The following is a 23,494-nucleotide window of genomic DNA, read 5'->3' as shown; positions in this document are numbered from 1 at the left end:
CCCGAACCCCGCCGGGGGGGATAATCCCCCCCGGACCCCCGTATGACTGAACACCCCCCTCGGAACGGGCGCGGTTCAGATCGTCTTCGAAAAGCTCTTCTTCTGCTCCATGTTGCCCAGATACCAGTCGAAAGCCATGCAGATGTTGCGAATCAACAAACGTCCGCCGGGGGTGACCTGCAGAATGGGTCCCTCCTCCGTCAGCAACCCCTCCGCGATCATGCGCCCCACCGCCTCCATCTCCTTGTGGAAATAGTCTTCGAAAACCAGACCGAAACGCTCCTCGATCCGGCTCCGGTCCAAACGGAAATCGCACAGCAGCCGCATGATCACCGTGCGCCGCACCACATCGTCCGGCGTCATGGCCAAACCCCGGAAGACGGCCACCTTGCCCTCTTCGATGCGCTGGTAGTAGGCGGGAATCTCCTTCAGGTTCTGGGCGTAGCTGTCGCCGATCTGACTGATGGCGGTGGTGCCCAACCCCACCAGATCGCAACCGGCATGGGTGGTGTAGCCCTGGAAATTGCGATGCAGCTCCCCCTGTCGTTGCGCCACCGCCAGTTCGTCCTGCGGCAGAGCGAAGTGGTCCATGCCGATATAGACGTAACCCGCCTGGGTCAACACCGTGATGGCCATCTCCAGAATGGCCAGCTTTTCGTCCGCAGCCGGCAGATCCTGGGGATTGATCTTGCGTTGCGGGCTGAAATACTCCGGCAGATGGGCATAGTTGAACATGGCCAGCCGGTCGGGACGCAACTGCCCGATCACGGTTTCCAGGGTATGCCGGAAACGGGCCAGGGTCTGAAAGGGCAGGCCGTAGATCAGATCCAGATTGATGGAGCCGAAACCGCAGGAACGGGCCTCCTCGACCACATGGGCCGTCAGCTCCAGAGGTTGAATGCGGTTGACCGCCCGCTGCACCTGTTCGTCGAGATCCTGCACCCCGATGGAGAGACGATTGAAACCGATGTGGCGCAGGGTGTGAACCAGACCGGGAGGCATCTCCCGGGGATCGACCTCGATGCCGAACTCGCCGGTTTCATCCCCGGCCAGTCGAAAATGCTGCCGGATGGTCTCCATCAGACGGGTCAACTGTCCGGCATCCAGATAGGTGGGGGTACCCCCGCCGAAATGGAGTTGCACCACCTCCCGCCGCGTGCCGAAGAGACGACCCGCCAAAGCCACCTCCCGCAGCAGATGTTCCAGATAGACGGCCGCCCGGGTGCGATCCGGCGTTACGGTGCGGTTGCAGGCGCAGTAGTAACAGACCGTATCGCAGAAAGGGATGTGTACATACAGGGAGAGAGGCTTGTCGGGTTGTTCCTCAAGGGAACGGGTGATCTCCCGCAAATAGGCCTCCGGACCGAAACCCTGGTGGAAATGGGGCGCCGTCGGATAGGAGGTGTAGCGGGGACCGGCGCGGTTGTACCGATCGATGAGGCGCCGGTCGAAAAGAACCTGTTGGGAAATGGCGCTCATGCCGCCCCCTCCCGAAAAAGACGGGTACTCTCTTCCCGCACGGCTTCGACCAGCACGGCAACCCGCTGGGGATCGACATCCTGGGCGATGCCGTGACCCAGATTGAAGATATGACCGGGATGGGGTCCGAATCCGTTGAGGATATGGCGCACCTGCTGCCGGATGCGATCCGGGGAGGCGTACAGTACCGAAGGATCCATATTGCCCTGCAGCGCCACCCGATCACCCACCCGCAGCCGGGCTTTGGCGATATCGCTGGTCCAGTCGAGACCCAGCACGTCCGCACCGCTGGCGGCCATCTCTTCGAGTTGGCTGCCGCAGCCTTTGGCGAAGAGAATGACCGGAACCCGGTTGCCCCGGGGACCGGTGCGCTGCAAACCGGCAATGATGCGACGCATGCTACGCAGGGAAAATTCACCGAACTCTTCGGGGCCCAGGACGCCTCCCCAGGTATCGAAGATCTGTATCGCTTCCACACCGTTGGCAATCTGGGCGTTGAGGTAGAGGGTCACGGCGTCGGCCAGCTTGTCCAGCAGGGTGTGCAACGTCCTGGGGGATTCGAAGAGCAGGCCCTTGATCTGCCGGAAGTCCTTGCTGGAACCGCCTTCCACCATGTAGGTGGCCAGGGTCCAGGGACTGCCGGAAAAACCGATCAGGGGAATGCGCCCCGCCAGCGCGGTGCGAATGGAGCGAATGGCCGCCATGACATAACCCAGATCCGTTTCCGGATCGGGAGTGCCCAGGCGATCGATATCCGCCTGACGGCGCACCACCGGATTGAGCCGGGGTCCCTCTCCGGAGGAGAAGTGCAGCTCCATACCCATGGCGGCGGGAACCACCAGAATATCGGAAAAGAGGATGGCTGCATCGAGAGGGAAGCGTTCCACCGGTTGCAACGTGACCTGGGTGGCCAGATCGGGTTGGTGGCACAAAGCGAGAAAATCGCCCGCTTTGGCGCGCACCGCCTGGTATTCCGGCAGATAACGACCTGCCTGGCGCATGATCCACATCGGCGTGCGGGTAACGGGCAGGCGAAGGCAAGCCCTCAAAAAGAGATGTTCCGGTTCCATGGCGTGTCCTGGGTGGTGGGGCAGGGAGCGGCTCCGGAATGCCATCTTCCGGGCAGCCTGGAAGCACTATAAGAACGGGAGGTGACGGGTGTCAATTCCGGGACCGGCGAGAGAGGCGAAGAAGCCGATCATTCTTTTCTGTGGTTTGTAATCTTATATAAAGGAATCGCTGCTTTTGTTGTGTGGCGCAAATCGGGGATAACTCGATTAACATGTTGTTTTTAATTGATAAATTATCCACAGGTTCTCCGTGGGGACTGGGAGGGATCGTGAAGAAAACGGCGTTGGGAGCATTCGGTTTCCAGGAGACGACCGTTTTCGGGGAATACGGGTGGCTTTTTCAGCCGTTTTCCCACGTTTTCCACAGGTACTGTGGAAAAGTGGCTCATACGGGGGTTCGGGGGGATAATCCCCCGTCCCCCGGATGCTCATCCCATCACCCCTTTTCCGAAGCAGCCTCGTCCGTTCCCGCGCGACGATAGGCCACGGGATAAAGAATGGCTTTGCAGCAATCGCCGTCGATGGGAATCAGGGCCTCCTGAATGATCTTGACCCAGCGTTCCCGCAAATTGGGTTGCAGCTTGCGTATTCCGCTGGGAGCGGGCATGGCGGCGGGTGTGTGAGCGTAACGCACCCGAAGCACGGCGACGGCCTCTTCCGCATTGCCGCCATCGATCAGAAAATGGTGTCGGAAATCGAAGGGACGGCTCTTGCTCCACTGCTCCAGAGCCTGTACCTCGTCGGCGTCGAGCCGCACCAGGAGATACTGCTCGATGTCGGTATCGAACTCCTTGCCGTTGTTGGACAGCAGACTCAGCCGGCGATCCTGCTGCGAGGCTACGAAGATAGTGCTTTCGATCCTCTCCCGACTCAGCAACTGGGCTGCCAGAGCGGCTGCGGAGCGGCGTCCGGCGGCATTATGATAAAAATTAAAGTATTCGAAAAATTTTCTCTCGAAGGTTTCCACAAATTCGTCGCCGTGTTCATACAAACTGCGGCCAAAATAGTTCAAATGCATACCAAGGCTTTTTAAAGCGTTGTCTGTCAGCCGTTCGATACGCACATGGAAATGAGTCAGGCTGAACTCAAGTTCCGGGTTCTCCTCAGTGCCCTCTTTTTGGATGAAAAGGGCATAATCCAGCGGCAGCAGCATGCGCATGAGATCCCCGAAACGGGCGTGCAGCGGATCACGCCCGTCGGTGTGATAACGTTCCAAAGCCGGAATGTCGGGCGCTACGGCGGCGATGTTTTTCTTGTTGACGCGGTTGGACTCCCGGCAGCGAAAATGTTTGCGCAAGCGTGCGCTCATCACGGAGTTGATCAGGATGACCAGGGCGTTGTTCTGCAGCTTGTATTCCCGGGTGGTGGCCACCGCTCCCGGACGCAGATTGGCCGGGGGTACGAAGGGATAGGGCAGATTTTCCTTGCGGAATTGGTGGTAGGACTCAATGAGGGTATAGTGAGTGAGTTGACGAATCACCTGATCCCGTGTACGCAGATAGGCCTGATCGGCCTGAGCGGTCAGAGGTGTTTTGTCCGGTAATAAAAGTGTTTGAAATTCCCTTGATGCCGACATGTGCCGCTCCTGGTGGGTCGGACGGGACACCGTCCATCCATGGCGGGAAAACCCGATCCCCTCGGAACATTAGGAGAACATTATAACCCTTACCCTTGCAAGGATTTTTCCCATGCTTTCACTGCATGAACTGAGCGGATATCTGCATGGATTTCTGCGCTGTGCCGAGATTGCCGATTATGCCCCCAACGGGGTTCAGGTCGGGGGTCGGGAGGAGGTTTTCCGACTGGCGACCGGGGTTTCCGCCTGCATGGACCTGTTCCGGGCGGCCCAGGATTGGCAGGCCGATCTGATCCTGGTGCACCATGGGCTTTTTTGGAACAAGGAGCCACGGGTGGTGACAGGTCATCTTCGGGAACGTCTCAAGTTTTTACTGGAAAACGATCTGACTCTGATGGCCTATCACCTGCCGCTGGACTGTCATCCGGAGGTGGGCAACAATGCGGTGCTGGCCCGACTGCTGGAGCTGGAACCCGGCAAACCTTTCGGACGCTATCAGGGCACGGATCTTTCCCGGCTGGGCCACTGGCCGACGGGACTCGGCATCGAGGCGGCGGCGGAACGGCTTGCCGCCGTATGTGGCGGGCAACCGCTGGTGTTGCCTTTCGGTCCGCCGCTCATCCGTACCGTGGCTTTGTGCAGCGGCGCGGCTCCGGAACTGATCCGGGAGGCCAGGGAGGCCGGCGCCGATCTGTTTATTTCGGGGGAGGCCACGGAATATCTCTTCCACTATGCCCGGGAAGAGGGTATCCACTTCATGGCCGCCGGGCACCACCGCACGGAACGCTTCGGGGTGCAGGCCCTGGGGGCGCATCTGGCGGAACGTTTTGCCCTGGAACACCGTTTCATCGATATCTTCAACCCCATTTGAGCCGAACCATGAGCGCATCGTCCCCGGATTGGCTTCTCGATGGTCAAACCCGCCTGCTGGGGGTACTGGGCGATCCCATCGCCCACTCCCTCTCTCCGGCCATGCACAACTTCGCTCTGGCGCGGCAGGGCATCAACGCCCGTTACCTGCCGTTTCACGTGGAACCTGCCCGGCTGGAACAGGCGGTGCGGGGTCTGGTGGCCGTGAAGGCCATCGGGTTCAACGCCACCGTGCCCCACAAGGAGGCGTTGTTCCGCCTGATGGATTGGTGTGATCCCGCAGCCCGGGCCCTGGGGGCGGTCAATACGGTGAAAATCACCCCGGAAGGGCGGCTGGAAGGCTACAACACCGACGTTTACGGCTTCGGCCAGTCCTTGCGGGAACATTTCGGGGTCCTGCCGGCCGATCTCCCGGTGATCATGCTGGGTGCGGGCGGCGCGGCCCGCGCCGTGCTGGAAGGACTGCTGACGGCGGGGTTGCACGACATCACCGTGGCCAATCGCACGCTCCCCCGAGCCGAAGAGGTGGTCGATGCCTGTCGGCGCCGCCATCCACGGGCTTCGGTGCGGGCTTGTTCCCTGGCAACCGTGGCATTGGATCGGTGCGGCCTGCTGGTGAACACCACCACCGCCGGTCTGCACGGTGACGCTTTGGAAGAGGTCGATTGCGCCCGCCTGCCCGTTTCGGCACGGGTCATGGACATCGTCTACGGCCAGGAGACCCCCCTGCTGGCCCAGGCCGGACGCCTCGGACTGTCAACCGCCGACGGACTGGGCATGCTGCTGCATCAGGGTGCGGCGGCCTATCACCTCTGGACCGGTCGGGAGATGCCCGTGGACGCGGTTCGGGATCACCTGCAACGGATTCTACGTCAACGAGCCAACCATGCCTGATTTTTACTGGATTCCCCTGGAGCAACTGCCTCCCCATCTGATTTCGGTGCTGCTCTTTCTCTTCGGCGCCATCGTGGGCAGCTTTCTCAACGTCTGCATCCACCGTCTGCCGGAGCATCACAGTCTGTTGTGGCCCTCTTCCCACTGTCCCGCCTGCGAACAGCCCATCCGCTGGTTCGACAACATCCCGCTGTTGAGCTGGCTGATTTTGCGGGGACGCTGCCGACGCTGCCGGGCGACCATTTCGCCCCGCTACCCGCTCATCGAACTGGCCGGCGCTCTGCTGCCCCTGCTGGTGGTACATCGCTTCGGACTGACGGCGGATGCCCTGCTGTTGACCCTGCTGGGCTGGTCCTTCATCGTGTTGCTGGTCATCGATCTCTACCACTACATTCTGCCCGATGTCATCACCCTGCCCGGCATCGTGGCGGGTCTGCTGGCCGCGTGGCTGGTTCCGCGGGTATCGGCCCTGCCCTCCCTGACCGACGCTTCTCTGGGGCTTGCCATCGGCGGGGGGCTCTTCTGGCTCTTCGGCTGGGTGTTCGAACGTTTGACCGGCAAGGTGGGGCTTGGCTTCGGCGACGTGAAGCTGCTGGCCATGATCGGCGCCTGGATGGGTTGGCAGGCCTTGCCCTTCACCATTTTCGCCGCTGCCGTGGCGGGTTCGGTGGTGGGTTTGAGCTGGATTCTGCTGCTGGGGCGGGATCGCACCCTGCCCATTCCCTTCGGTCCCTATCTGGTGCTGGCCGCCTGGAGCTATCTCTACTGGGGGGCCGATTTCTACTCCTGGTACTTCAACGCTTTCATTCCGGGCTGAAGAGGCCATGGTTCTGATCGGCGTGACGGGCGGCATCGGCTGCGGCAAAAGCACGGTAGCCGCCCTGCTGGCTCGCAAGGGAGCCTGGGTCCTGGATGCCGACCTCTGCGCCCGTGAGGCGCTACAGCCCCGCTGGTGCGGGCTGCGGGCCATCGTCGAGGTCTTCGGCGCTTCGGTGCTGCGGGAAGATGGTTCACTGGACCGGCGTCGCCTGGGCGAATTGGCCACCGCTTCCCTGGAGACGTTGTTGCAACTGGAGTCCATTCTCCATCCGCTGATTTTTCGGATCATGGCCGTCCGGCTGGCGGAACGGTATCATCTCGACTCGGAAACTGTGGCTGTTCTCGATGTGCCTTTGCTTTTTGAAAGCGGGCTCGATGTCCGGCTTGATACAACTGTAAACGTTTTTTGCGGCGCCGCATGGCATGAGAGGGTTTTGTCTCGGGGTGATGCCATGCCGGAAAGAGTCAGGCATCTGTTACGGCAGCGCCAATTGCCGGAAGCGGAGAAACGCTGCCGCTGCACGCACCTCCTCGACAACCAGGGCGGTCTGCAAGAGCTGGAGAGTCAGGTCGATGTCCTGTGGCGGACCTTGCAGGGCCTGCGGGGCAGCGTCTGGCCCGAAGCCTGGGAAAGGTATCTCACTCCGTGACGATTCGGGCACCCGCACATCGCGATGGGATCGTGTCAACGACAAAGAGTCCCAGGGGTGCCCCCTGGACCCCATGAGGTTGAACGTCAACGGCGACAGGAAGAGTCCCAGGGGTGCCCCCTGGACCCCATGAGGGGGGAAAAGTCGACAGACAAAGGAAACGTCCCAGGGCGCTGCCCTGGACCCGTCGGGGGGGATAATCCCCCCCGAACCCCCGTATTACGGAACAGATGCTTCACTCCTCCATGAAGCAACGCATCACCATGGTGGCGTAGCAGCCCCGTGGCAGGGAAAACGTCAGCAGCAAATTGCCGTCCGCCTCCCACTGCATCCGCCAGTCGCGCGGCAATACCCGGAAAGTGCGTCGTTCCCCCTCCAGTCCGAAAGCCTCCAATCCGGCCACCACCTCGGCAGCCCCCTCCTCCACCGCCCGTTCCAATTCACCCGGTTCACCTTCGGCGCGCAAGCCGCCCTGTCCCGGCAGACGCCCGGTGGCATGAATCTCCAGCCGTTCGAAACGCGCCTGCTCCACCTCGATATCCACCACCGGGAAACAGCCGGTGCGCCCCGCCAGCATGGCCACGTCTCCCGGCAGCAAACGGGTGAACCAGCCGACCTCGATACGTCGCGCCAGCAGATGGTTGAACAGCGACGAACGCAACGCCGACAGATAGAGCCCCCGCTGAAAGGGATCGCTTTTGCGCCGCCCCTCCTGACGCCCCATGGCCAGCAGGGCCAGCCCGTGTTCGATATTGCCCGCGTCGAAACCGAAGCGTTGTTCGTCGAAATAGTTGGGCACGCCGTGTTCCGCAATCCAGCAGGCGGTTGCATCCGCCCGCCGACGGGCCTCCTCCTCCTCCCGCAGCGGCAACAGCTCCCGTCGCAGCCGGATTTGGAAGCGATTGCCCGACAGGTGTCCCGGACGGATCTTGCGCTGATGCCGTCCCACGGCCAGCAGCGTCACCCCCGGCGGACGCAGGGATTCCAGATCCGGCAGCGGCTTGCCCGGACCCGGCGAGATGGAGAAATCCTGCACCGCGACGCCGTGGCGATCCTTCAAGCCGGCGTATCCCACCTCACGACGGCGCACGCCACAGGCTTCCGCCAGCCAGCGGGCCACCTGATCCGTGGTCAAGCCCCGTTTTTCCACCTTCACCACCCAGTGTTCCCCCTGGCCGGTCAACGGGTCCGGACGCAGCTCCTCGACCCGGAAATCCTCCTCCTCCCGCTTCAGTTCTCCGCCGAGACCCGCTCCCGGAGCGCCCAGCGGCGCGTCGCTGGCGGGCAAATTCGCGATTTTCGAAGTCAGTTGTGTTTTTCTGTTTGACATTGTTTCCCTGTGTCATTAGCTTTGTCCCCACCTGCGCTGCAGTTTCTCCGTTGCGAACGTGTCGCTCTTTGCGGGTTCTTCCGGTCGGTCGGTTTCCTGTCCGGTGGGGCGCTCGAAGGTCCGATGCTTTTTTGGATGTGTGGCTCTCCTGATTCCCAGGCCGACAGGTGTCGGCAAGCCGATAAATGCTTTCGTTGTTCTCTTTTTTTCCGGGTCCGTCGGCGCTTGTCTTGCCATGACGGGTTCGCAAACATACCATCGGCGGTGACCACAAACCAGCCCGCACCCTCTTTATCAACGGATTTCCCAGCCCAATCCAACAACCTCGATAGATCCCATTCCAATGCACCTCAAGGATTTGAAGTCCAAAAGCGTTGGCGAGCTGACTGCCATGGCACTGGAGCGCAAGCTCGAAAATGTCAGCAGCATGCGTCGCCAGGAACTCATCTACGCCCTTCTGAAGGCGGAGAGCGAAAAGACCGGCCAGATCTTCGGCGATGGTGTGCTGGAGATTCTGCAGGACGGCTTCGGCTTTCTGCGAACGCCGGATACCAACTATCTGCCCGGACCGGACGACATCTACGTCTCCCCCTCGCAGATCCGGCGCTTCGGCCTTCGCACGGGGGATATCATCGAAGGGCAGATTCGTTCTCCCAAGGAGAGCGAACGCTACTTCGCCCTGTTGCGGGTGGAGAGCATCAACTTCGAGGATCCTCTCAAGGCGCGTGACAAGATTCTCTTCGACAATCTCACGCCGCTCTATCCGCACCAGCGCCTGCGCATGGAGATGGAGAACAGCGACGACGTGGGACCGCGGGCTCTGGATCTGATCTCGCCCATCGGCAAGGGGCAACGCGGCCTCATCGTGGCCCAGCCCCGCACCGGCAAGACCATGATGCTGCAGAGCATTGCCCACTCCATCGCCCAGAACCATCCGGAGGTCTTCCTGATCGTGCTGCTCATCGACGAGCGGCCCGAAGAGGTGACCGACATGAAGCGTTCCGTCAAGGGCGAGGTGGTCTCCTCCACCTTCGACGAGCCGGCAACGCGCCATGTGCAGGTGGCGGAAATGGTCCTGGAAAAGGCCAAGCGGCTGGTGGAGCACAATCGCGACGTGGTGATCCTGCTCGACTCCATCACCCGTCTGGCGCGCGCCTACAACACCGTGGCCCCCTCCTCCGGCAAGGTGCTGTCCGGCGGTATCGACGCCAACGCCCTGCAACGCCCCAAGCGTTTCTTCGGCGCGGCGCGCAATATCGAGGAAGGCGGCTCCCTGACCATCATCGCCACCGCTCTCGTGGATACCGGATCCCGCATGGACGAGGTCATCTTCGAAGAGTTCAAGGGCACCGGCAACATGGAGGTCCATCTGGACCGCCGTCTGGTGGAGCGGCGCATCTTCCCGGCCATCGACATCGCCAAATCCGGCACCCGCAAGGAAGAGCTGCTCACCGACAAGGACGAACTCAGCAAGTTGTGGGTTCTGCGGCGTATCCTGCTGCCCATGGGGCCCCAGGATTCGATGGGTTTCCTCCTTGACAAGATCAAGGCGACCAAGAATAATCGCGAATTTTTCTCCAGTATGAACGGCTGATCAAAGGACGACGATCATGAAGAAGGATATTCACCCGGATTATAAGGATACGACGTTCAGCTGCGTCGGCTGCGGCAACGTCATCCAGACCCGCTCCACCGTGAAGGACATGACCCTCGGGGTCTGCTCCTCCTGCCACCCCTTCTTCACCGGCAAGCACAAGCTGGTCGATACGGCCGGTCGGGTGGAACGCTTCTTGCGCAAATACAATATGGAAGCCCGCAAGTAGTTTTTGGGTTTCCGTCGCACGATCCGGTAGCGCGAGGCGGGTTTGGGTTTCCCCGTCACCGCGCTTTTCCGCGAGGCTTGTCAACGATCGGGCCATCCTTCCGTCAGGAGGGGTGGCCCGATGTCGGTTTACCCGTAAACCTTCCCTCGATATCTCTTGAATCGACAGCTCGCGGACGCATTTGCACAGACGCTATAATCAGGAGGTGTCATGCCTGTCATCTCGATGTTTTACGGTCTGATCATTCGCATGTTTTTCTTTGATGCGGATCGGCATCATGTTCCTCATATCCACGTCGAGTTCGGAGAGATGCATGCCGTTTTCTGCATTGCGGATGGTGAAATCTTGGTAGGAGAGTTGCCGCGTCAAAAAGTCAGATTGGTGCAGGCCTGGATTGAATTGCACCGGGAAGAGTTGCTGGCCGATTGGAAATTGGCCATGGAAGGGAACGAGGTTTTTCGCATTGAACCACTGAAGTGAGAAATCACCATGATGAATCCAAGAGTTGTTGCCGTGGAATCTTGTGACCCCCCTTCACTGGTGCTGGCCTTTTCCAATGGCGAGCGCAGGTGCTTCGATGTATCGCCCTATCTGGACAAGGGTATTTTCAAGGAGTTGCGCGATTCCGCTTATTTCAAATCCGTCCAGGCGATATCCGGATTCGTGGCATGGCCTCGTGGTCAGGATTTCAGCCCGGACACCTTGTACCTGAAGAGTATTCCGATTTCCTCGAACACTTCTGATGGAAGCGTCTCAGAAAATACTGCCCCCCATCGTTGAGCAAGTCTGCCAGCGAGTCGGCTGAAATTCGCAGTTTGTGAAGGTGATAGATGGGGGGCCTTGCAAAGCCTAACAAATTATAACTGTATATGAGATCGTATTTATGGTAATATATAATACATGAAAATCAGTTGGAGAACAGCGATCCGATCGTCTTCGGCTACCATAAGGCAGGTCTAAAATTGAAGCAAAGATTTTTAAGTGTGTCCCGATTAACGCTAAGTCATGGAGAGTAAATTATGGGAAAATGTAAAACTTATGATGAAATCCGTAAAGAGGCAAAGGAGCATCTTGGCAGAGACCTACAGGATTGTGAAATTGCTGATGCCAAGCGCACGCTCGGGCATCCAATGAGAAAAAACCGTAATGGGTCAACATGTAAGCCTGCTTCTGAAGAAGTTGTTAATGTTGTCAAAAAAATTATTGGAGTTTACTCTGATTAGGGGCTTTAGCTTGTGATCGTGTCGTCGAGAAAAGGGCTATCTTATTGCTATAAATTTTTATCATTTAATTAGTATTGAAATATAATTATTTTTAATTAAAGTATTGTTGCTCTCTCTTGGTAAAACTGTTATTTTATTTTCAATAAAAAATAATAAATAATTAAGATCATTCTTTAATATTAGATGTATTTCAGGAGAAGTGTGGGGTCAACAGTCGCTATCCGTTGCCCGCTTCCCAATCCAGCAGGCGTTGTTTGCTGACGAGGCCTCCCTGACCGCTGTAGCCTCCCAATCCGTTGACGCCCACCACGCGGTGGCAGGGGATCAGTAGTGGGAGGGGATTGGCTGCCACGGCGCCGCCCACGGCGCGGGGGGCTGTTTCCAGTCGGTGTGCCAGTTCACCGTAGGTGGTGGTTTGTCCGTAAGGGATGGTTAGCAGGGTTTGCCAGACCCGCATTTGGAATAGTGTGCCCTGGGGATCCAGGCGCAAAGCGGGGGTTTCTTCCGTCCAGGGGCGGCCTGCGAAAAAGGCTTGCAGGGCGGTGGTCAGCAGTTGTTCCAGTGCCGGTGGTGCGCCAAGGGGATGCCAGTCCAGCCGTCTCAACAGCCACACGCCCTGCGGATTCCGTTCTCCGTCGGGCCAGACGCGGCCTGTTGGGGTTTCGACGCCATGGCTCATGATCTTTTGACTTTCAATATGTTATCTTTTAGGTATCAAAAAAAGGAAATGTTCTGTCCGTTGACGTTTTCTTCCTTATTTAGATAATTTCTAACCATTATTTTTCGACAGCGCAAGGACACGTCCCAGGGGTGCCCCCTGGACCCCAAGGGGGTGGAACGTCAACGGCGAAGGGACAAGTCCCAGGGCGCTGCCCTGGACCCGTCGGGGGGGATAATCCCCCCCGAACCCCCGTATTCATGAAACGGCATCACACGTCGAGATTGGCCACATTGAGGGCGTTGGCCTGGATGAAATCCCGTCGGGGTTCCACCGCATCGCCCATCAAGGTGATGAAAACCTCGTCCGCCGCCACCGCATCCGCCACCCGCACCTGCAACAACGTGCGCACCGAAGGATCCATGGTGGTGGACCACAACTGCTCGGGATTCATCTCACCCAAGCCTTTGTACCGCTGAATGACCAGCCCCTTGCGCCCTTCCGCCAGAACCATCTCCGCCAGATGCGCCCCATCCCGCACCGGGAATTCCCGGTTGTCCCGCAGCAGTACCGGGTTTTGACCCAGACTTTCGGCAATGCCCGCCGCCAGGGAGACCGCCTCCCGATAGTCCGGGGAACGCACCAGCATGGCGGTGAAGGGGGTGATGGTCTGCACACCGTGATCCACCCGGGTGACGGTCAAAATGGCGCTGCCCGTCTCCGCATCGGCCTCCACGGTGATCTCCACGCGACGATGCTGGTCCGGTTGCCGCGACAAGCGCTCGTTCAACCGCGCCACCGCCACCTGCGCCGTCTCCATACCTTCCAGGGATTCCGGGGTGATGGCCGGCGGCGTGACCGCTTCGGCCAGCACCAGCCGGTCGTAATGGCGGGCCAGGCGATCCAGTATGGCCTGCAATCGCTGGCAGGAGAGCACCAGATCGATCAGAGCCTTATCCGTCAAGGGCTCCGCTGCCCCTCCCCGCAGAGCCACCCCTTCGGTGCCGTGCTCCAGCAACAGACCGTTGAGGGAGGTTTCGTCCTTCAGATAGCGTTCGCTCTTGCCGCGCGCCATGCGATACAAAGGCGGCTGGGCGATGAACAGATGGCCCCGTTCGATGATCTGGGGAAAATGGCGGTAGAAAAAGGTCAGCAACAACGTGCGAATGTGCGAACCGTCCACATCGGCGTCGGTCATGATGACGATGCGATGATAGCGCAGCTTGTTGATGTCGTACTCCTCCGCGCCGATGCCGGTGCCCAACGCGGTGATCAGCGTGCCCACCTCGGCGGAGGAGATCAGCTTGTCGAAGCGGGCCTTCTCCACGTTGAGGATCTTGCCCTTGAGGGGCAACACCGCCTGGGTGCGCCGATCCCGCGCCTGCTTGGCGGAACCGCCTGCCGAATCCCCCTCCACCAGATAGAGTTCGCATTTGGCGGGATCCCGCTCCTGACAGTCGGCGAGTTTGCCGGGCAAAGAGGAGATCTCCAGGGCGCTCTTGCGCCGGGTCAGTTCCCGGGCCTTGCGGGCCGCCTCCCGGGCCGAGGCGGCTTCCACCGTCTTGGAGACGATCTGTTTGGCTTCGTGGGGATGCTCTTCCAGGTAGGTGGCCAGTTTATCCGAAACCACCCCTTCCACCACCGGTCGCACCTCGGAGGAGACCAGCTTCTCCTTGGTCTGGGAGGAGAACTTGGGATCGGGAACCTTGACTGACAGCACGACGGTCAACCCCTCCCGGCAATCCTCGCCGGAAAGGGCCACCTTGTCCTTCTTGAGCAGACCCGAGGAGACGGCGTAGTTCTGGATGGTGCGGGTCAGGGCGCTGCGCAAGCCGATCAGATGGGTGCCGCCATCCTTCTGGGGGATGTTGTTGGTGAAGCAGAAGACGTTGTCCTCCTGATAGGAGTCGGTCCACTGCATGGCCACCTCCACCACGATCTCATCCCGCTCGTCGCTCATGAAGAGCGGCGTGGGGATCAACGGCGTGCGGGCCCGGTTCAGATGCTCCACGAAAGAGACGATGCCTCCTTCGAAATGGAAGTCGTGGTTCTTGCCGCTGCGGTCGTCGGTGATGCGGATGCGCACCCCTGCGGTGAGAAAGGAGAGTTCTCTCAGCCGTTGCGACAGCACGTCGAAGGAGTATTCGAAATTGTGCTGGAAGATCTGCCGGCTGGGACGAAAGGTCACCTGGGTGCCGGTGGAGCTGGTTTCGCCGATGACGCGAATGGGCGTCAGGGGGACGCCGTCGGCATAGGATTGCTGCCAGACCTTGCCTTCCCGGCGGATGACCATCTCCAGGGATTCGGAGAGGGCGTTGACCACCGAAACGCCCACGCCGTGCAGACCGCCGGAGACGCGATAGGAGTCGCGATCGAACTTGCCGCCGGAGTGGAGCACGGTCATGATCACTTCTGCGGCGGAACGCTGCTCCTCGGCGTGGATGTCCGTGGGAATGCCGCGTCCGTTGTCGCGCACGGTGACGGAGTTGTCGCTGTGGATGGTGACGTCGATGCGGTCGCAATAGCCGGCCAGGGCTTCGTCGATGGCGTTGTCCACCACTTCGAAGACCATGTGATGCAGTCCGGTGCCGTCGTCGGTGTCGCCGATGTACATGCCGGGGCGCCGCCGCACCGCGTCCAGTCCTTTGAGAACCTGGATGCTGTCGGCACGGTAGTCGCCGTTGTCCTGCTTGCGGGCGAGCGGCGCCGGAGTGGGGGTGGGGGTGGCGGGCAGCGGGGCGTTGCTCATGAACCAGTGTACTCCATGCCAGTTGCGAATCACCGGACGAAACCGCGTCCGGTATTTGGGTAAAGCGGGGGTCCGGGGGGGCTGGCCCCCCCGGCGGGGTTCGGGGCAGCGCCCCGAGGTGTTGACGTGGCCGTTGGCGGGTCGAAGCCAACAGGAGAAACCCCTTGTCCCCCCAGCGGTCCGCTGCATTCCATCAGGTTCTCATTTAAAACCGGGTTCGTCGCCTTGACGATACGCAGCGGACCGCTACGGCAACGGAACCGTCAACGACCAAACCCTGGGGCGCCGCCCCAGACCCCGCCGGGGGGGATAATCCCCCCGGACCCCCGTATCACTCACTCCCCTCGTTCCCGGAAATGTCCGGAGGAGACGGTGAAGACGTTTTTTTCGCCACCACCCCAGGGGATGTCGGCGGTGGAACAGGTGGTCACGAAAATCTGGGGCTCCCGTTCGGCCAACAGCGCCATGAACCGCTCCAAGCCCGCGCGATCCAATTCCGCCACGGGATCATCCAGCAGAAAGAGGGGCGTTTCGCCCAATACCTCCCGCAACAGATCGGCTTCCGCCAGCTTGAGAGCCAATACCAGCCGCTTCTGCTGCCCCTGGGAACCGAAACGGGCGAGGGCTTTGCCATCCATCAGAAACAACAGATCGTCCCGATGGGGACCGACACGGGTCTCTCCCTGGCGACGATCGGCCTCCCGATGCCGTACCAGCAACTCCCGATAGCGGCTCACCGCCTCTTCCGGGGTGCTCCAGTCCCCCTCCTCCCGATCCAACTGGCAGCCCAGCCGCACTTCGTAACGGCGTCCCGCCAGGGCCATGGCCTCCAGACAGGGGGTGAGATGGCGTTCGAGATGGCTCAGGGCGCTGCGCCGGGCCAGGGTGACGGTCCCGCCCAGCACCGCGAGCCGCTCCTCCCAGGCTTCCATGACCGCATCCCCGCCCTGTCGGCTGGTCAACAGCCGGTTGCGGGCCTGCAGGGCCTGCTGATACTGCCGCGCCAGGGCGGCGTGAGAGGCTTTGCGCAGGAACGCCAACCGGTCCAGATGACGCCGCCGTTCTCCCGGTCCGCCCTGCACCAGATCCAGCGTCTCCGGCGTGACCACCACCGCCGCCAGGGTCGCCCCCATGGCCGAAGTGGCGGCCATGGCCTTGCCGTCGAGGCGGGCCGCCAGTCGCGGCCCCTTGCCGAAAAACTCCAGCCGATGCTGCAACTCCCCGGACAGAACCCGCGCATCCAGGGCAAAGAAGGGCTGCCCGTGACCCCGCATCACCTCGGGCGGGGCGCGGCGGAAGGAACGTCCGCTGGCCAACAGCCCGATGGCCTCCAACAGGTTGCTCTTGCCCTGCCCGTTCTCCCCCGTCACCAGCACCAGCCGGGAACCGAAGTTCAGGCTGGCCTGGTCGATGTTGCGAAAATGACGCAGCTCCAGAGAGACCAGGCGCATGGCAGGGAGAACCGGCTCACACCTCCATGGGCATCAGCACGTAGAGAAAGTCGCCCCGGGTGGGATCGGAGATCAAAACCGGGGACTCCGCATCTTTCACCTTGAAGAGCAAAACATCCCCCGGCACCACGGAACAGATCTCCTGCAGATAACGGGCGTTGAAGCAGAGATTCAGACTCGGCCCCTCGTAGGGAATGTCCATCTCCTCTTCCGCCAGCTCCTGCTCGGGATTGTCGGCGTTCATGCGCATGATGCCGGTTTCGATGCGCATCTGCAGACCACGGGACTTCTCGTTGGAGAGGACCGCCATGCGGCGCACCATGCCCTGCAGAGCCCCGTTGTCCACCCCCAGATGAATGGGGTGGTCCAGGGGAATGACCCGCCGGTAGTTGGGGAAACGACCGGTGACCAGCTTGGAGATCAGGGTGGTGCCCTCCCGAATGAAATGCACATGGCTGCGTCCCAGCAGCAGGGTGACCTGCTCGGAACCGGCCTCCTCCAGCATCTTGCGAATTTCGGCCACCGCCTTTTTGGGCAGAATGGCCCGATAGCCCTCTTCGAAGGTATTGGACAGCACCTGTTCGGCCACCGCCAGACGATGGGTATCCGTCGCGGCCAGGACGATCCGGCAGGGGCCGGGTTCTTCTTCCGTGGGCACGGTCAGTTCCAGCAGGAGTCCGCTCAAGGCGAAACGGGATTCGTCATGGGACATGGCGAAGTAGGTCTTGCCGAACATGTCCGCCAGCATGGCGGCGGGCAGGGTCAGTTCCGGGGGCGAGGGCTCCTGGGGAAAGGCGGGGTATTCGTCCGGGGAGATGCCCGCCAGGGTGAACCGGGCCCGTCCGGCCTGCAATTGCAGCCGGTTGCCCTGGGTCTCCCGCAGGTGGACGGTGTTGTTCTGCAGCTCCTTGACGATGTCGTAGAGCTTGCGGGCGGCCACGGTGATGCTGCCCGGTTCCACCACCTCGGCGGGAATGGTGGTGGTGACGAAGACCTCCAGGTCGGTGGCGGTGGCGGTCAGTTGCCCGTCGCGGGCCTCCAGCAGGACATTGCCGAGTATGGGCATGGTGCTGCGGCGTTCCGCCACCACATGAACGCGGGAGAGGACTTTCAGAAAGGGGTCACGATCGAGATGCAGTTCCACGAAGGTGTTCTCCGTTCGGGTCAGGTGTTCTTGCGCAACTGGCCGGACAGGGTGTCCAGCTCTTGCGCCAGTTGAGGATTGCGCATCTTCTCCTCTTCGATCTTTTCCACGGCGTAAAGCACCGTGGTGTGATCCTTGCCGCCGAACTGGCGACCGATTTCCGGATAGGAGTGCGCCGTGAACTGTTTGCAAAGGAACATGGCAATCTGCCGGGGCCGACTGATGGCCCGGGCGCGGGTAGTGGAGTGCAGGTCCGCCATCTGTACCCGATAGAAGGTGGCGACGGTCTCCTGAATGCGTTCGATGGAGAGGGGCTCCTGCCGTTCCGGCTGCCGGGTCATCTCCCGCATGGAGGTGCGCACCAGGCCCATGGTGACCGGTTGCCGGGTCAGGGAGGCGTAGGCGGAGACCCGGATCAGGGCGCCGATGAGATCACGCACGTTGGAGTGGATGGCCTCCGCCAGGAAGAAGGCCACGTCGTCCTGCAGGTCGAGGCCCTCCATGGCGGCTTTCTTCTTCAGAATGGCCACCCGCGTTTCCAGCTCCGGCGGCTGCATGTCGGCCACCAGCCCCATGCGCAACCGGGAACGCAACCGCTCCTCCAGATGTTCGATCTCGTTGGGAAAGCTGTCCGAGGTCAGCACGATCTGCTTGTTGGCCTCGAAGAGGGCGTTGAAGGTGTGGAAAAACTCTTCCTGGGTGGCCTTCTTGCCGGCGATGAACTGGATGTCGTCCACCAGCAGGATATCGACGGAGCGGAAGTTCTCCTTGAAATCGAAGACCCGCTGAAAACGCAACGAGTTGATCAGTTGCAGCATGAACTTCTCGGAGGAGATGTAGAGGATCTTCAACTCCGGGCGGGTCTGCTGCAGCCGGTTGCCGATGGCCTGCATGATGTGGGTCTTGCCGAGGCCGACGCCGCCGTGGATGAACAGGGGATTGTAGGCCTTGGCGGGCAGTTCGGCCACCCGGGCGGCGGCGGCGTGTACGAACTGGTTGCAGCCGCCCACCACGAAGGATTCGAAGGTGTAACGGGGATCGAGGCCGGTCTCCTGTTTGTCTCGGTCTCTCGGGAGCGGGGGCGGCTCTTCTTCCCGGCTGGTCGTCACCGTGGCGGGGGCGCTTTCCGGGCGGGCGGGATTGCCGTCCACCTGGAAGGCGATCTTGACGCCGTCTCCCGCCAGGGCGACGACCGCCTGTTCGATATCGTTGCGAAAGCGGCTTTGCACCCGATCCAGGGCGAAGGTGCTGGGGGCCAGCAGCAGCAGACGGCTGCCGTCACCGCCGGGAGCCGGGCGCAGGGGTTTGATCCAGGCATCGTAGAGTTGCGGCGCCAGTTGTTCCTGCAGCAGGGCCAAGGCTTGGGACCAGAGAGCATCCATTCTTTTGCATGCACAAAGGTGATCCGGAAAGAGCGTCGTTCCGGGAACCTGGAAGGAGAGGCGCCTACCTCTGACGGGAGCGACATTCCGGCGGACAAGGCACCGGTTCCATCCGGAAACCCTCCTGTCCGATGATGTGCAAATTACCACAATTGCCGTCGGGACGGCAATGGATGGCCATCTCGCCGCGCAGGTTTCGGCGAGGGGGGAACACGTTGTCTCTTGATTTGTCCGTATAATGTTCTAAGATTCCCCATTTTGCCGTCAATCGATCGAGGGAGTCTTTTGCCATGAAACGGACTTTTCAACCCAGCACCCTGCGCCGCAATCGCACCCATGGATTTCGGGCCCGCATGGCCACTGCCGGCGGACGCAAGGTTCTGTCCCGTCGTCGGGCCGTGGGCCGCCATAAGCTGATCCCGTAACCCGGACGCCGGTCGCATGCGTTCCGGATCGTGACGATGACGGAGGAGACCGCGCTTTCGCCCCTCTCCTTTCCGAAAGAGGCGAGACTTCTGGTCGCGGAAGCCTTTCGTCGCGTCATGGGACGGGGCCAGCGCCGTCAGGGCAAGGGTTTTCTGCTCTGCTACCTGGAGACGGCGGACGATCAGGCCCGTCTGGGTCTGACGGTCTCCCGCAAGGTGGGCAAGGCGGTGGTGCGCAATCGGGTCAAGCGGGTGGCGCGGGAGTGCTTCCGGCAATGGCGCGGACGCTTTCGCAAAGGATGCGACTGCGTGCTGGTCGCCCGCCCCGCCGTGGCCCGGGTCAGTCCGGAGGCGATGCGCCAGGATCTGGCAACCCTCTTTGCGCCCCTGATGAAGAGATCGGTATGAAAAAACTGCTGTTGGGGCTTATCCGTCTCTATCAGTATCTGATTGGCCCCCTGCTGCCTCGCAGTTGCCGGTTCTGGCCCTCCTGTTCGGAATACGCTTTCGAGGCAGTGACCCGGTACGGGGCGCTGAAGGGAGCCCGCCTGGCGGTGATCCGGCTGGGCAAATGCCATCCCTTCCATCCGGGTGGACTCGACCCCGTGCCCTGAGTTGCTTTTCACGATACGGTGGCTTGCGCCACCTTGCCCAACCTCGGACCATAAGGTTTCGCCTCCATGGATCGCCGTCTGCTGCTGGCCATTTCCCTCTCGTTTGCCTTGCTCCTGGCCTACCAGGTCTTCATGGGCATCTATTTTCCGCCAGCGCCTCCGCGAGCGGAAAACCCGGCGACCACCTCCCAGACCCAAACCCCGGCCCAGCCGGCAACCGCTCCGGCGGCGCCGGAGGTGACCAAAAGCCCCTCGACCTCCCCCGGTACGATCTCCGCTCCGGCTTCCGGTCAGATCACGCCGAGCGGTGGCGGGGAGACCTTCTCCTTCGGAAACGAGCTGTTGTCCGGGTCCGTCTCCCAGGAGGGGGCGCGACTGGTCAAAACCCGCTTCCTGCGCTTCCACGAATCAATCGAAGCCGAAAGCCATCCGGTCGCCTTCCTGAACGACGCCGGGGCCGAACCCTTTGTCGGGGAAACCGGCTATCTGGCCCAGGACGGCATCAAGGTGCCCGGACGCACCACCCGCTGGGAGAGCGTGAGTGACAGCAGTACTCCTTCGGGCCGCATTCTGCACCTGCGTTGGGATAACGGACAGGGCCAAGTCTTCGAAAAGATCCTCTCCCTGGAGGCCAAATCCTATCTGCTGACCGTGACCGACCGGGTGAGCAATCAGGGAGCCGCCCCGGCGCCTTTGTTCCACTATGCACAGTTCCTGCGGGTGCAGCCCAAGGGGGATGCCAACAAACAGTTCTACGATTTCCAGGGCCCCATGGGCTTTCTCAACGGTACCCGCATCCAGCACGAATACGCCGATGTCATCGCCAAGGAACCTCCCGTCGACAAGTCCGCCGAAGGATGGGTGGGCTTCAGCGACCGCTACTTCCTGGCCGCTTTGGTGCCCGGCGATGCGGTCACCTCGAAGCGTTTCTATTTCGACTACGACGCCCCCTCCCATCGGGTGGGCGTGGTTTCGCCCAAGCTCGACGTGGCCGCCGGCGGCAAACAGGAGAACGTGACCCGCCTCTTCATCGGACCCAAGGAGATCCGCACCCTGGAGTCCCTCAATCTGCATCTGGAGCGTTCCATCGATTACGGCTGGTTCCATTTCCTGGCCGTGCCCCTGGTGGACCTGATGCTCTTTTTCAACGATTTCCTGGGCAACTACGGCCTGGCGATCATCCTGTTGACCTTTGTCATCAAGCTCCTCTTCTATCCCCTGGCCAACAAGAGCTACCGCTCCATGAGCGCCATGAAGAAGCTGCAGCCGCGCATGGAGGAGCTGAAACGCCTCTACGGCGACGACAAGCAGCGCATGAATCAGGAGATGATGCGCCTTTATCAAGAGGAGAAGGTCAATCCCCTGGGGGGCTGCCTGCCCATCATCATCCAGATTCCGGTCTTCTTCGCCCTCTACAAGGTGCTTTATCTCTCCGTGGAGATGCGCCACGCCCCCTTCTTCCTGTGGATCCACGATCTGACCGCCATGGATCCCTTCTATGTGCTGCCCCTGCTGATGGGCGTGTCGATGTTCATCCAGACCAAGCTGAACCCGACCCCCGCCGATCCGGTGCAGGCCAAGGTGATGCTCTTTCTGCCGGTGATCTTCACGGTGATGTTCTTGACCTTCCCCTCGGGCCTGGTGCTCTACTGGCTGGTCAACAACGTCCTCTCCATCATCCAGCAGAGTTACATCATGAAGCAGACCACCTGATCCGATCCGTAAAGGGGCTTTCACAACGCCATGCCCAAGGCATCCCCCTTTCTTGCCGATCCCATCGCCGGTCTGGCCACACCGCCAGGCCGGGGTGGGGTGGCTGTGGTGCGTCTCTCAGGCGCGGGCTGCTGGTTCCGGTTGCATCCCCTGTTGCGTTTTTCCGCCGCGCTCCCCTCCCCTCCTCTCCCCCCTTCCCCTCCTCCCGAGCGGAAGCTGATTCGCGCCGAATTCCTTGATGCCGACGGCACGCCCCTGGACCATCTGCTGGTGGTGCATTTCCCCGCGCCGCGCTCCTTCACCGGCGAAGAGCAGGTGGAGTTGCAGGGCCACGGCTCCATGGTGGTGGTGCGGCGTATTCTGCAACGGCTCTCCGAGGTGGGCATTCGTCCGGCGCAACCGGGGGAGTTCAGCAAACGGGCCTGTCTCAACGGCAAGATGAACCTGTTGCAGGCCCAGGCGGTTCTGGGGTTGATCGAAGCGGGAACCTTGCGCGGGGCCAAGGTGGCGGCGCGGCAATTGGAAGGCGAGGCGGCGGCGGGACTGAAAGTGCTGCGGGAAGGTTTGTTGCAGGTGCTGGTGCATCTGGAGGCCCGCATCGATTTCGCCGACGAGGAGATCGATCCCCTGGAGCGGGAGGGGTTGGTGCGCTCCCTGCGGCAGCTTTCCGGAGAGGTGGCCCGACTGGTTCGTGGCATGCGTTTGGGACAGCGTTTGCAGGAAGGCTATTATGTGGTGGTGGTGGGGCGTCCCAACGTGGGCAAGTCGAGTCTGTTCAACCGGCTGGCCGGGCGGGAGCGGGCCATTGTCTCCGATCAGGCGGGCACCACCCGGGACAGTCTGGAAGTCACTCTGGAACGGAATGGTCTGCTGATCACACTGGTGGATACGGCGGGGTTGCGTCACAGCGACTGTCACATCGAGGCGGAGGGTATGCGACGCACCCGTGAGCATGTCCGTCAGGCCGATGCGGTGTTGCTGGTGGCCGAGGCTCATCGGGGTGTGCTTCCCGAGGATTTTGCCATTCTGGCGGAGGTGCCGGCGGCTTTGCCCCGGCTCTGGGTGTGGAACAAGATGGATCTGTTGGGCGACATACCGCCGTCCGGGCTGCCGGAGGGCCTTGTTTCCTCGTTTGAGGTTCTCCCTGTCAGTTGCCATGACGGATCGGGTTTGGCGAAGCTGGAGGCCCGTCTGGAGGCTTTGTCCAACCAGGGATGCGACGAAGTTTCCGCTCCCCTGATGGTGGCGGCGCGGCATCAGGAGCATTTGGAACGGTTGTCGGAGCGTTTGCAGGAGGCGTTACGGGAGATCGAGCAGGAGAAGTATGAAGAGATTGCGGCCTGGTCTTTGCGGGAGGGGGCGCTGGTGTTGGGTGATATGGTGGGGGAGATTGTGACGGAAGAGATTCTGGAGGGGATTTTCAGTCGGTTTTGTATCGGCAAATGATTTTGTAAAGAGATCTTTTGACTTTCAATATTTATCTTTTAAGTATCAAAAAAAGGAAATGTTCTGTTTTTTGACTTTTATTTTTTAGTTGTTGTTTTTTTTAACAAAAAGATTTTAAGGAAAGTCAAAGGACAGAACATTTTCTTTTTTTGATACTTAAAAGATAAATATTGAAAGT

Annotated in this window: 23 protein-coding genes; 14 read left to right on the top strand and 9 right to left on the bottom strand. The window is 60.8% G+C overall.

Annotated features, from left to right (window positions below; translation table 11 throughout):
* Positions 1-75: 75 nt before the first annotated feature.
* From hemN to HQL56_07965, 3 genes are all read right to left on the bottom strand, one after another.
* On the bottom strand, positions 76-1,470 hold the full coding sequence (gene hemN / locus HQL56_07975) for an oxygen-independent coproporphyrinogen III oxidase (GenBank protein ID MBF0309448.1): 1,395 nt from the start codon (positions 1,468-1,470) through the stop codon (positions 76-78).
* A gap of 5 nt (positions 1,471-1,475) precedes the next feature.
* Positions 1,476-2,549 carry a uroporphyrinogen decarboxylase gene (locus tag HQL56_07970; GenBank protein MBF0309447.1) on the bottom strand — a complete coding sequence of 358 codons (1,074 nt, stop codon included), beginning with the start codon at positions 2,547-2,549 and terminating at the stop codon, positions 1,476-1,478.
* A 436-nt stretch (positions 2,550-2,985) separates the two neighbouring features.
* The gene (locus HQL56_07965) at positions 2,986-4,125 is read right to left on the bottom strand and encodes a hypothetical protein (GenBank protein ID MBF0309446.1); all 1,140 of its coding nucleotides are present in this window, start codon (positions 4,123-4,125) and stop codon (positions 2,986-2,988) included.
* Between the two features lie 112 nt (positions 4,126-4,237).
* Between HQL56_07965 and HQL56_07960 the strand changes: the two genes are divergently transcribed.
* From HQL56_07960 to HQL56_07945, 4 genes are read left to right on the top strand one after another with little or no spacing between them, the layout of a single operon-like run.
* Entirely contained in the window at positions 4,238-4,996 is a 759-nt protein-coding gene (locus tag HQL56_07960) for a Nif3-like dinuclear metal center hexameric protein (protein MBF0309445.1), read from the top strand.
* Positions 4,997-5,004: 8 nt separating this feature from the next.
* Positions 5,005-5,889, top strand: coding sequence for a shikimate dehydrogenase (aroE, locus tag HQL56_07955; GenBank protein ID MBF0309444.1), 885 nt, complete (start codon positions 5,005-5,007; stop codon positions 5,887-5,889).
* The gene (locus HQL56_07950) at positions 5,882-6,706 is read left to right on the top strand and encodes a prepilin peptidase (protein MBF0309443.1); all 825 of its coding nucleotides are present in this window, start codon (positions 5,882-5,884) and stop codon (positions 6,704-6,706) included. Before aroE ends, HQL56_07950 begins: the two co-directional genes overlap by 8 nt.
* Before the next feature lie 7 nt (positions 6,707-6,713).
* A complete protein-coding gene (locus HQL56_07945) occupies positions 6,714-7,358 on the top strand; it encodes a dephospho-CoA kinase (protein MBF0309442.1) in 645 nt (214 codons plus the stop codon).
* A gap of 235 nt (positions 7,359-7,593) precedes the next feature.
* Here HQL56_07945 and HQL56_07940 read toward each other — a convergent pair whose 3' ends face one another.
* A complete protein-coding gene (locus tag HQL56_07940) occupies positions 7,594-8,688 on the bottom strand; it encodes a tRNA pseudouridine(13) synthase TruD (GenBank protein ID MBF0309441.1) in 1,095 nt (364 codons plus the stop codon).
* A 343-nt stretch (positions 8,689-9,031) separates the two neighbouring features.
* Here HQL56_07940 and rho point away from each other — a divergent pair, with 343 nt between their 5' ends.
* From rho to HQL56_07915, 5 genes are all read left to right on the top strand, one after another.
* Positions 9,032-10,282: a transcription termination factor Rho gene (rho, locus tag HQL56_07935; GenBank protein MBF0309440.1), complete on the top strand. Its 1,251-nt coding sequence runs from the start codon at positions 9,032-9,034 to the stop codon at positions 10,280-10,282.
* 16 nt (positions 10,283-10,298) lie between these two features.
* On the top strand, positions 10,299-10,511 hold the full coding sequence (gene rpmE / locus HQL56_07930) for a 50S ribosomal protein L31 (GenBank protein MBF0309439.1): 213 nt from the start codon (positions 10,299-10,301) through the stop codon (positions 10,509-10,511).
* 210 nt (positions 10,512-10,721) lie between these two features.
* On the top strand, positions 10,722-10,991 hold the full coding sequence (locus HQL56_07925; protein MBF0309438.1) for a DUF4160 domain-containing protein: 270 nt from the start codon (positions 10,722-10,724) through the stop codon (positions 10,989-10,991).
* 12 nt (positions 10,992-11,003) lie between these two features.
* Positions 11,004-11,291: a DUF2442 domain-containing protein gene (locus HQL56_07920; protein MBF0309437.1), complete on the top strand. Its 288-nt coding sequence runs from the start codon at positions 11,004-11,006 to the stop codon at positions 11,289-11,291.
* Between the two features lie 239 nt (positions 11,292-11,530).
* Positions 11,531-11,734 carry a hypothetical protein gene (locus tag HQL56_07915; GenBank protein ID MBF0309436.1) on the top strand — a complete coding sequence of 68 codons (204 nt, stop codon included), beginning with the start codon at positions 11,531-11,533 and terminating at the stop codon, positions 11,732-11,734.
* 217 nt (positions 11,735-11,951) lie between these two features.
* Here the strand turns inward: HQL56_07915 and HQL56_07910 are convergent, their stop codons facing one another.
* The 5 genes from HQL56_07910 to dnaA all read right to left on the bottom strand — a co-directional run bounded on the left by HQL56_07910 (position 11,952) and on the right by dnaA (position 19,118).
* Positions 11,952-12,413 carry a methylated-DNA--[protein]-cysteine S-methyltransferase gene (locus HQL56_07910; protein MBF0309435.1) on the bottom strand — a complete coding sequence of 154 codons (462 nt, stop codon included), beginning with the start codon at positions 12,411-12,413 and terminating at the stop codon, positions 11,952-11,954.
* 250 nt (positions 12,414-12,663) lie between these two features.
* Positions 12,664-15,141 carry a DNA topoisomerase (ATP-hydrolyzing) subunit B gene (gene gyrB / locus HQL56_07905; protein MBF0309434.1) on the bottom strand — a complete coding sequence of 826 codons (2,478 nt, stop codon included), beginning with the start codon at positions 15,139-15,141 and terminating at the stop codon, positions 12,664-12,666.
* Between the two features lie 335 nt (positions 15,142-15,476).
* A complete protein-coding gene (locus HQL56_07900; GenBank protein MBF0309433.1) occupies positions 15,477-16,592 on the bottom strand; it encodes a DNA replication/repair protein RecF in 1,116 nt (371 codons plus the stop codon).
* Positions 16,593-16,608: 16 nt separating this feature from the next.
* Positions 16,609-17,736 (bottom strand): DNA polymerase III subunit beta, encoded by a 1,128-nt coding sequence (dnaN, locus tag HQL56_07895; protein MBF0309432.1) that lies wholly within the window; start codon positions 17,734-17,736, stop codon positions 16,609-16,611.
* Positions 17,737-17,756: 20 nt separating this feature from the next.
* Positions 17,757-19,118 carry a chromosomal replication initiator protein DnaA gene (gene dnaA / locus HQL56_07890; protein ID MBF0309431.1) on the bottom strand — a complete coding sequence of 454 codons (1,362 nt, stop codon included), beginning with the start codon at positions 19,116-19,118 and terminating at the stop codon, positions 17,757-17,759.
* Between the two features lie 290 nt (positions 19,119-19,408).
* Here dnaA and rpmH point away from each other — a divergent pair, with 290 nt between their 5' ends.
* The 5 genes from rpmH (at position 19,409) to mnmE (ending at position 23,316) form a co-directional block, all read left to right on the top strand.
* Positions 19,409-19,543 (top strand): 50S ribosomal protein L34, encoded by a 135-nt coding sequence (rpmH, locus tag HQL56_07885; protein ID MBF0309430.1) that lies wholly within the window; start codon positions 19,409-19,411, stop codon positions 19,541-19,543.
* A gap of 36 nt (positions 19,544-19,579) precedes the next feature.
* The gene (gene rnpA, locus HQL56_07880; protein ID MBF0309429.1) at positions 19,580-19,951 is read left to right on the top strand and encodes a ribonuclease P protein component; all 372 of its coding nucleotides are present in this window, start codon (positions 19,580-19,582) and stop codon (positions 19,949-19,951) included.
* Positions 19,948-20,157 (top strand): membrane protein insertion efficiency factor YidD, encoded by a 210-nt coding sequence (gene yidD / locus HQL56_07875; protein MBF0309428.1) that lies wholly within the window; start codon positions 19,948-19,950, stop codon positions 20,155-20,157. The genes rnpA and yidD overlap by 4 nt, the downstream gene beginning before the upstream one ends.
* A gap of 66 nt (positions 20,158-20,223) precedes the next feature.
* Positions 20,224-21,870, top strand: a complete 1,647-nt coding sequence (gene yidC, locus HQL56_07870) for a membrane protein insertase YidC (protein ID MBF0309427.1) — start codon at positions 20,224-20,226, stop codon at positions 21,868-21,870.
* 30 nt (positions 21,871-21,900) lie between these two features.
* On the top strand, positions 21,901-23,316 hold the full coding sequence (mnmE, locus tag HQL56_07865; protein ID MBF0309426.1) for a tRNA uridine-5-carboxymethylaminomethyl(34) synthesis GTPase MnmE: 1,416 nt from the start codon (positions 21,901-21,903) through the stop codon (positions 23,314-23,316).
* Positions 23,317-23,494 lie beyond the last annotated feature (178 nt).

It is taken from the genome of Magnetococcales bacterium, from assembly GCA_015231925.1.
In the GTDB taxonomy this organism is placed as follows: Bacteria; Pseudomonadota; Magnetococcia; order Magnetococcales; family JADGAQ01; genus JADGAQ01.
Note: the sequence above shows the minus strand (reverse complement) of the source record. Positions and strands in the feature narration are given on the sequence as shown.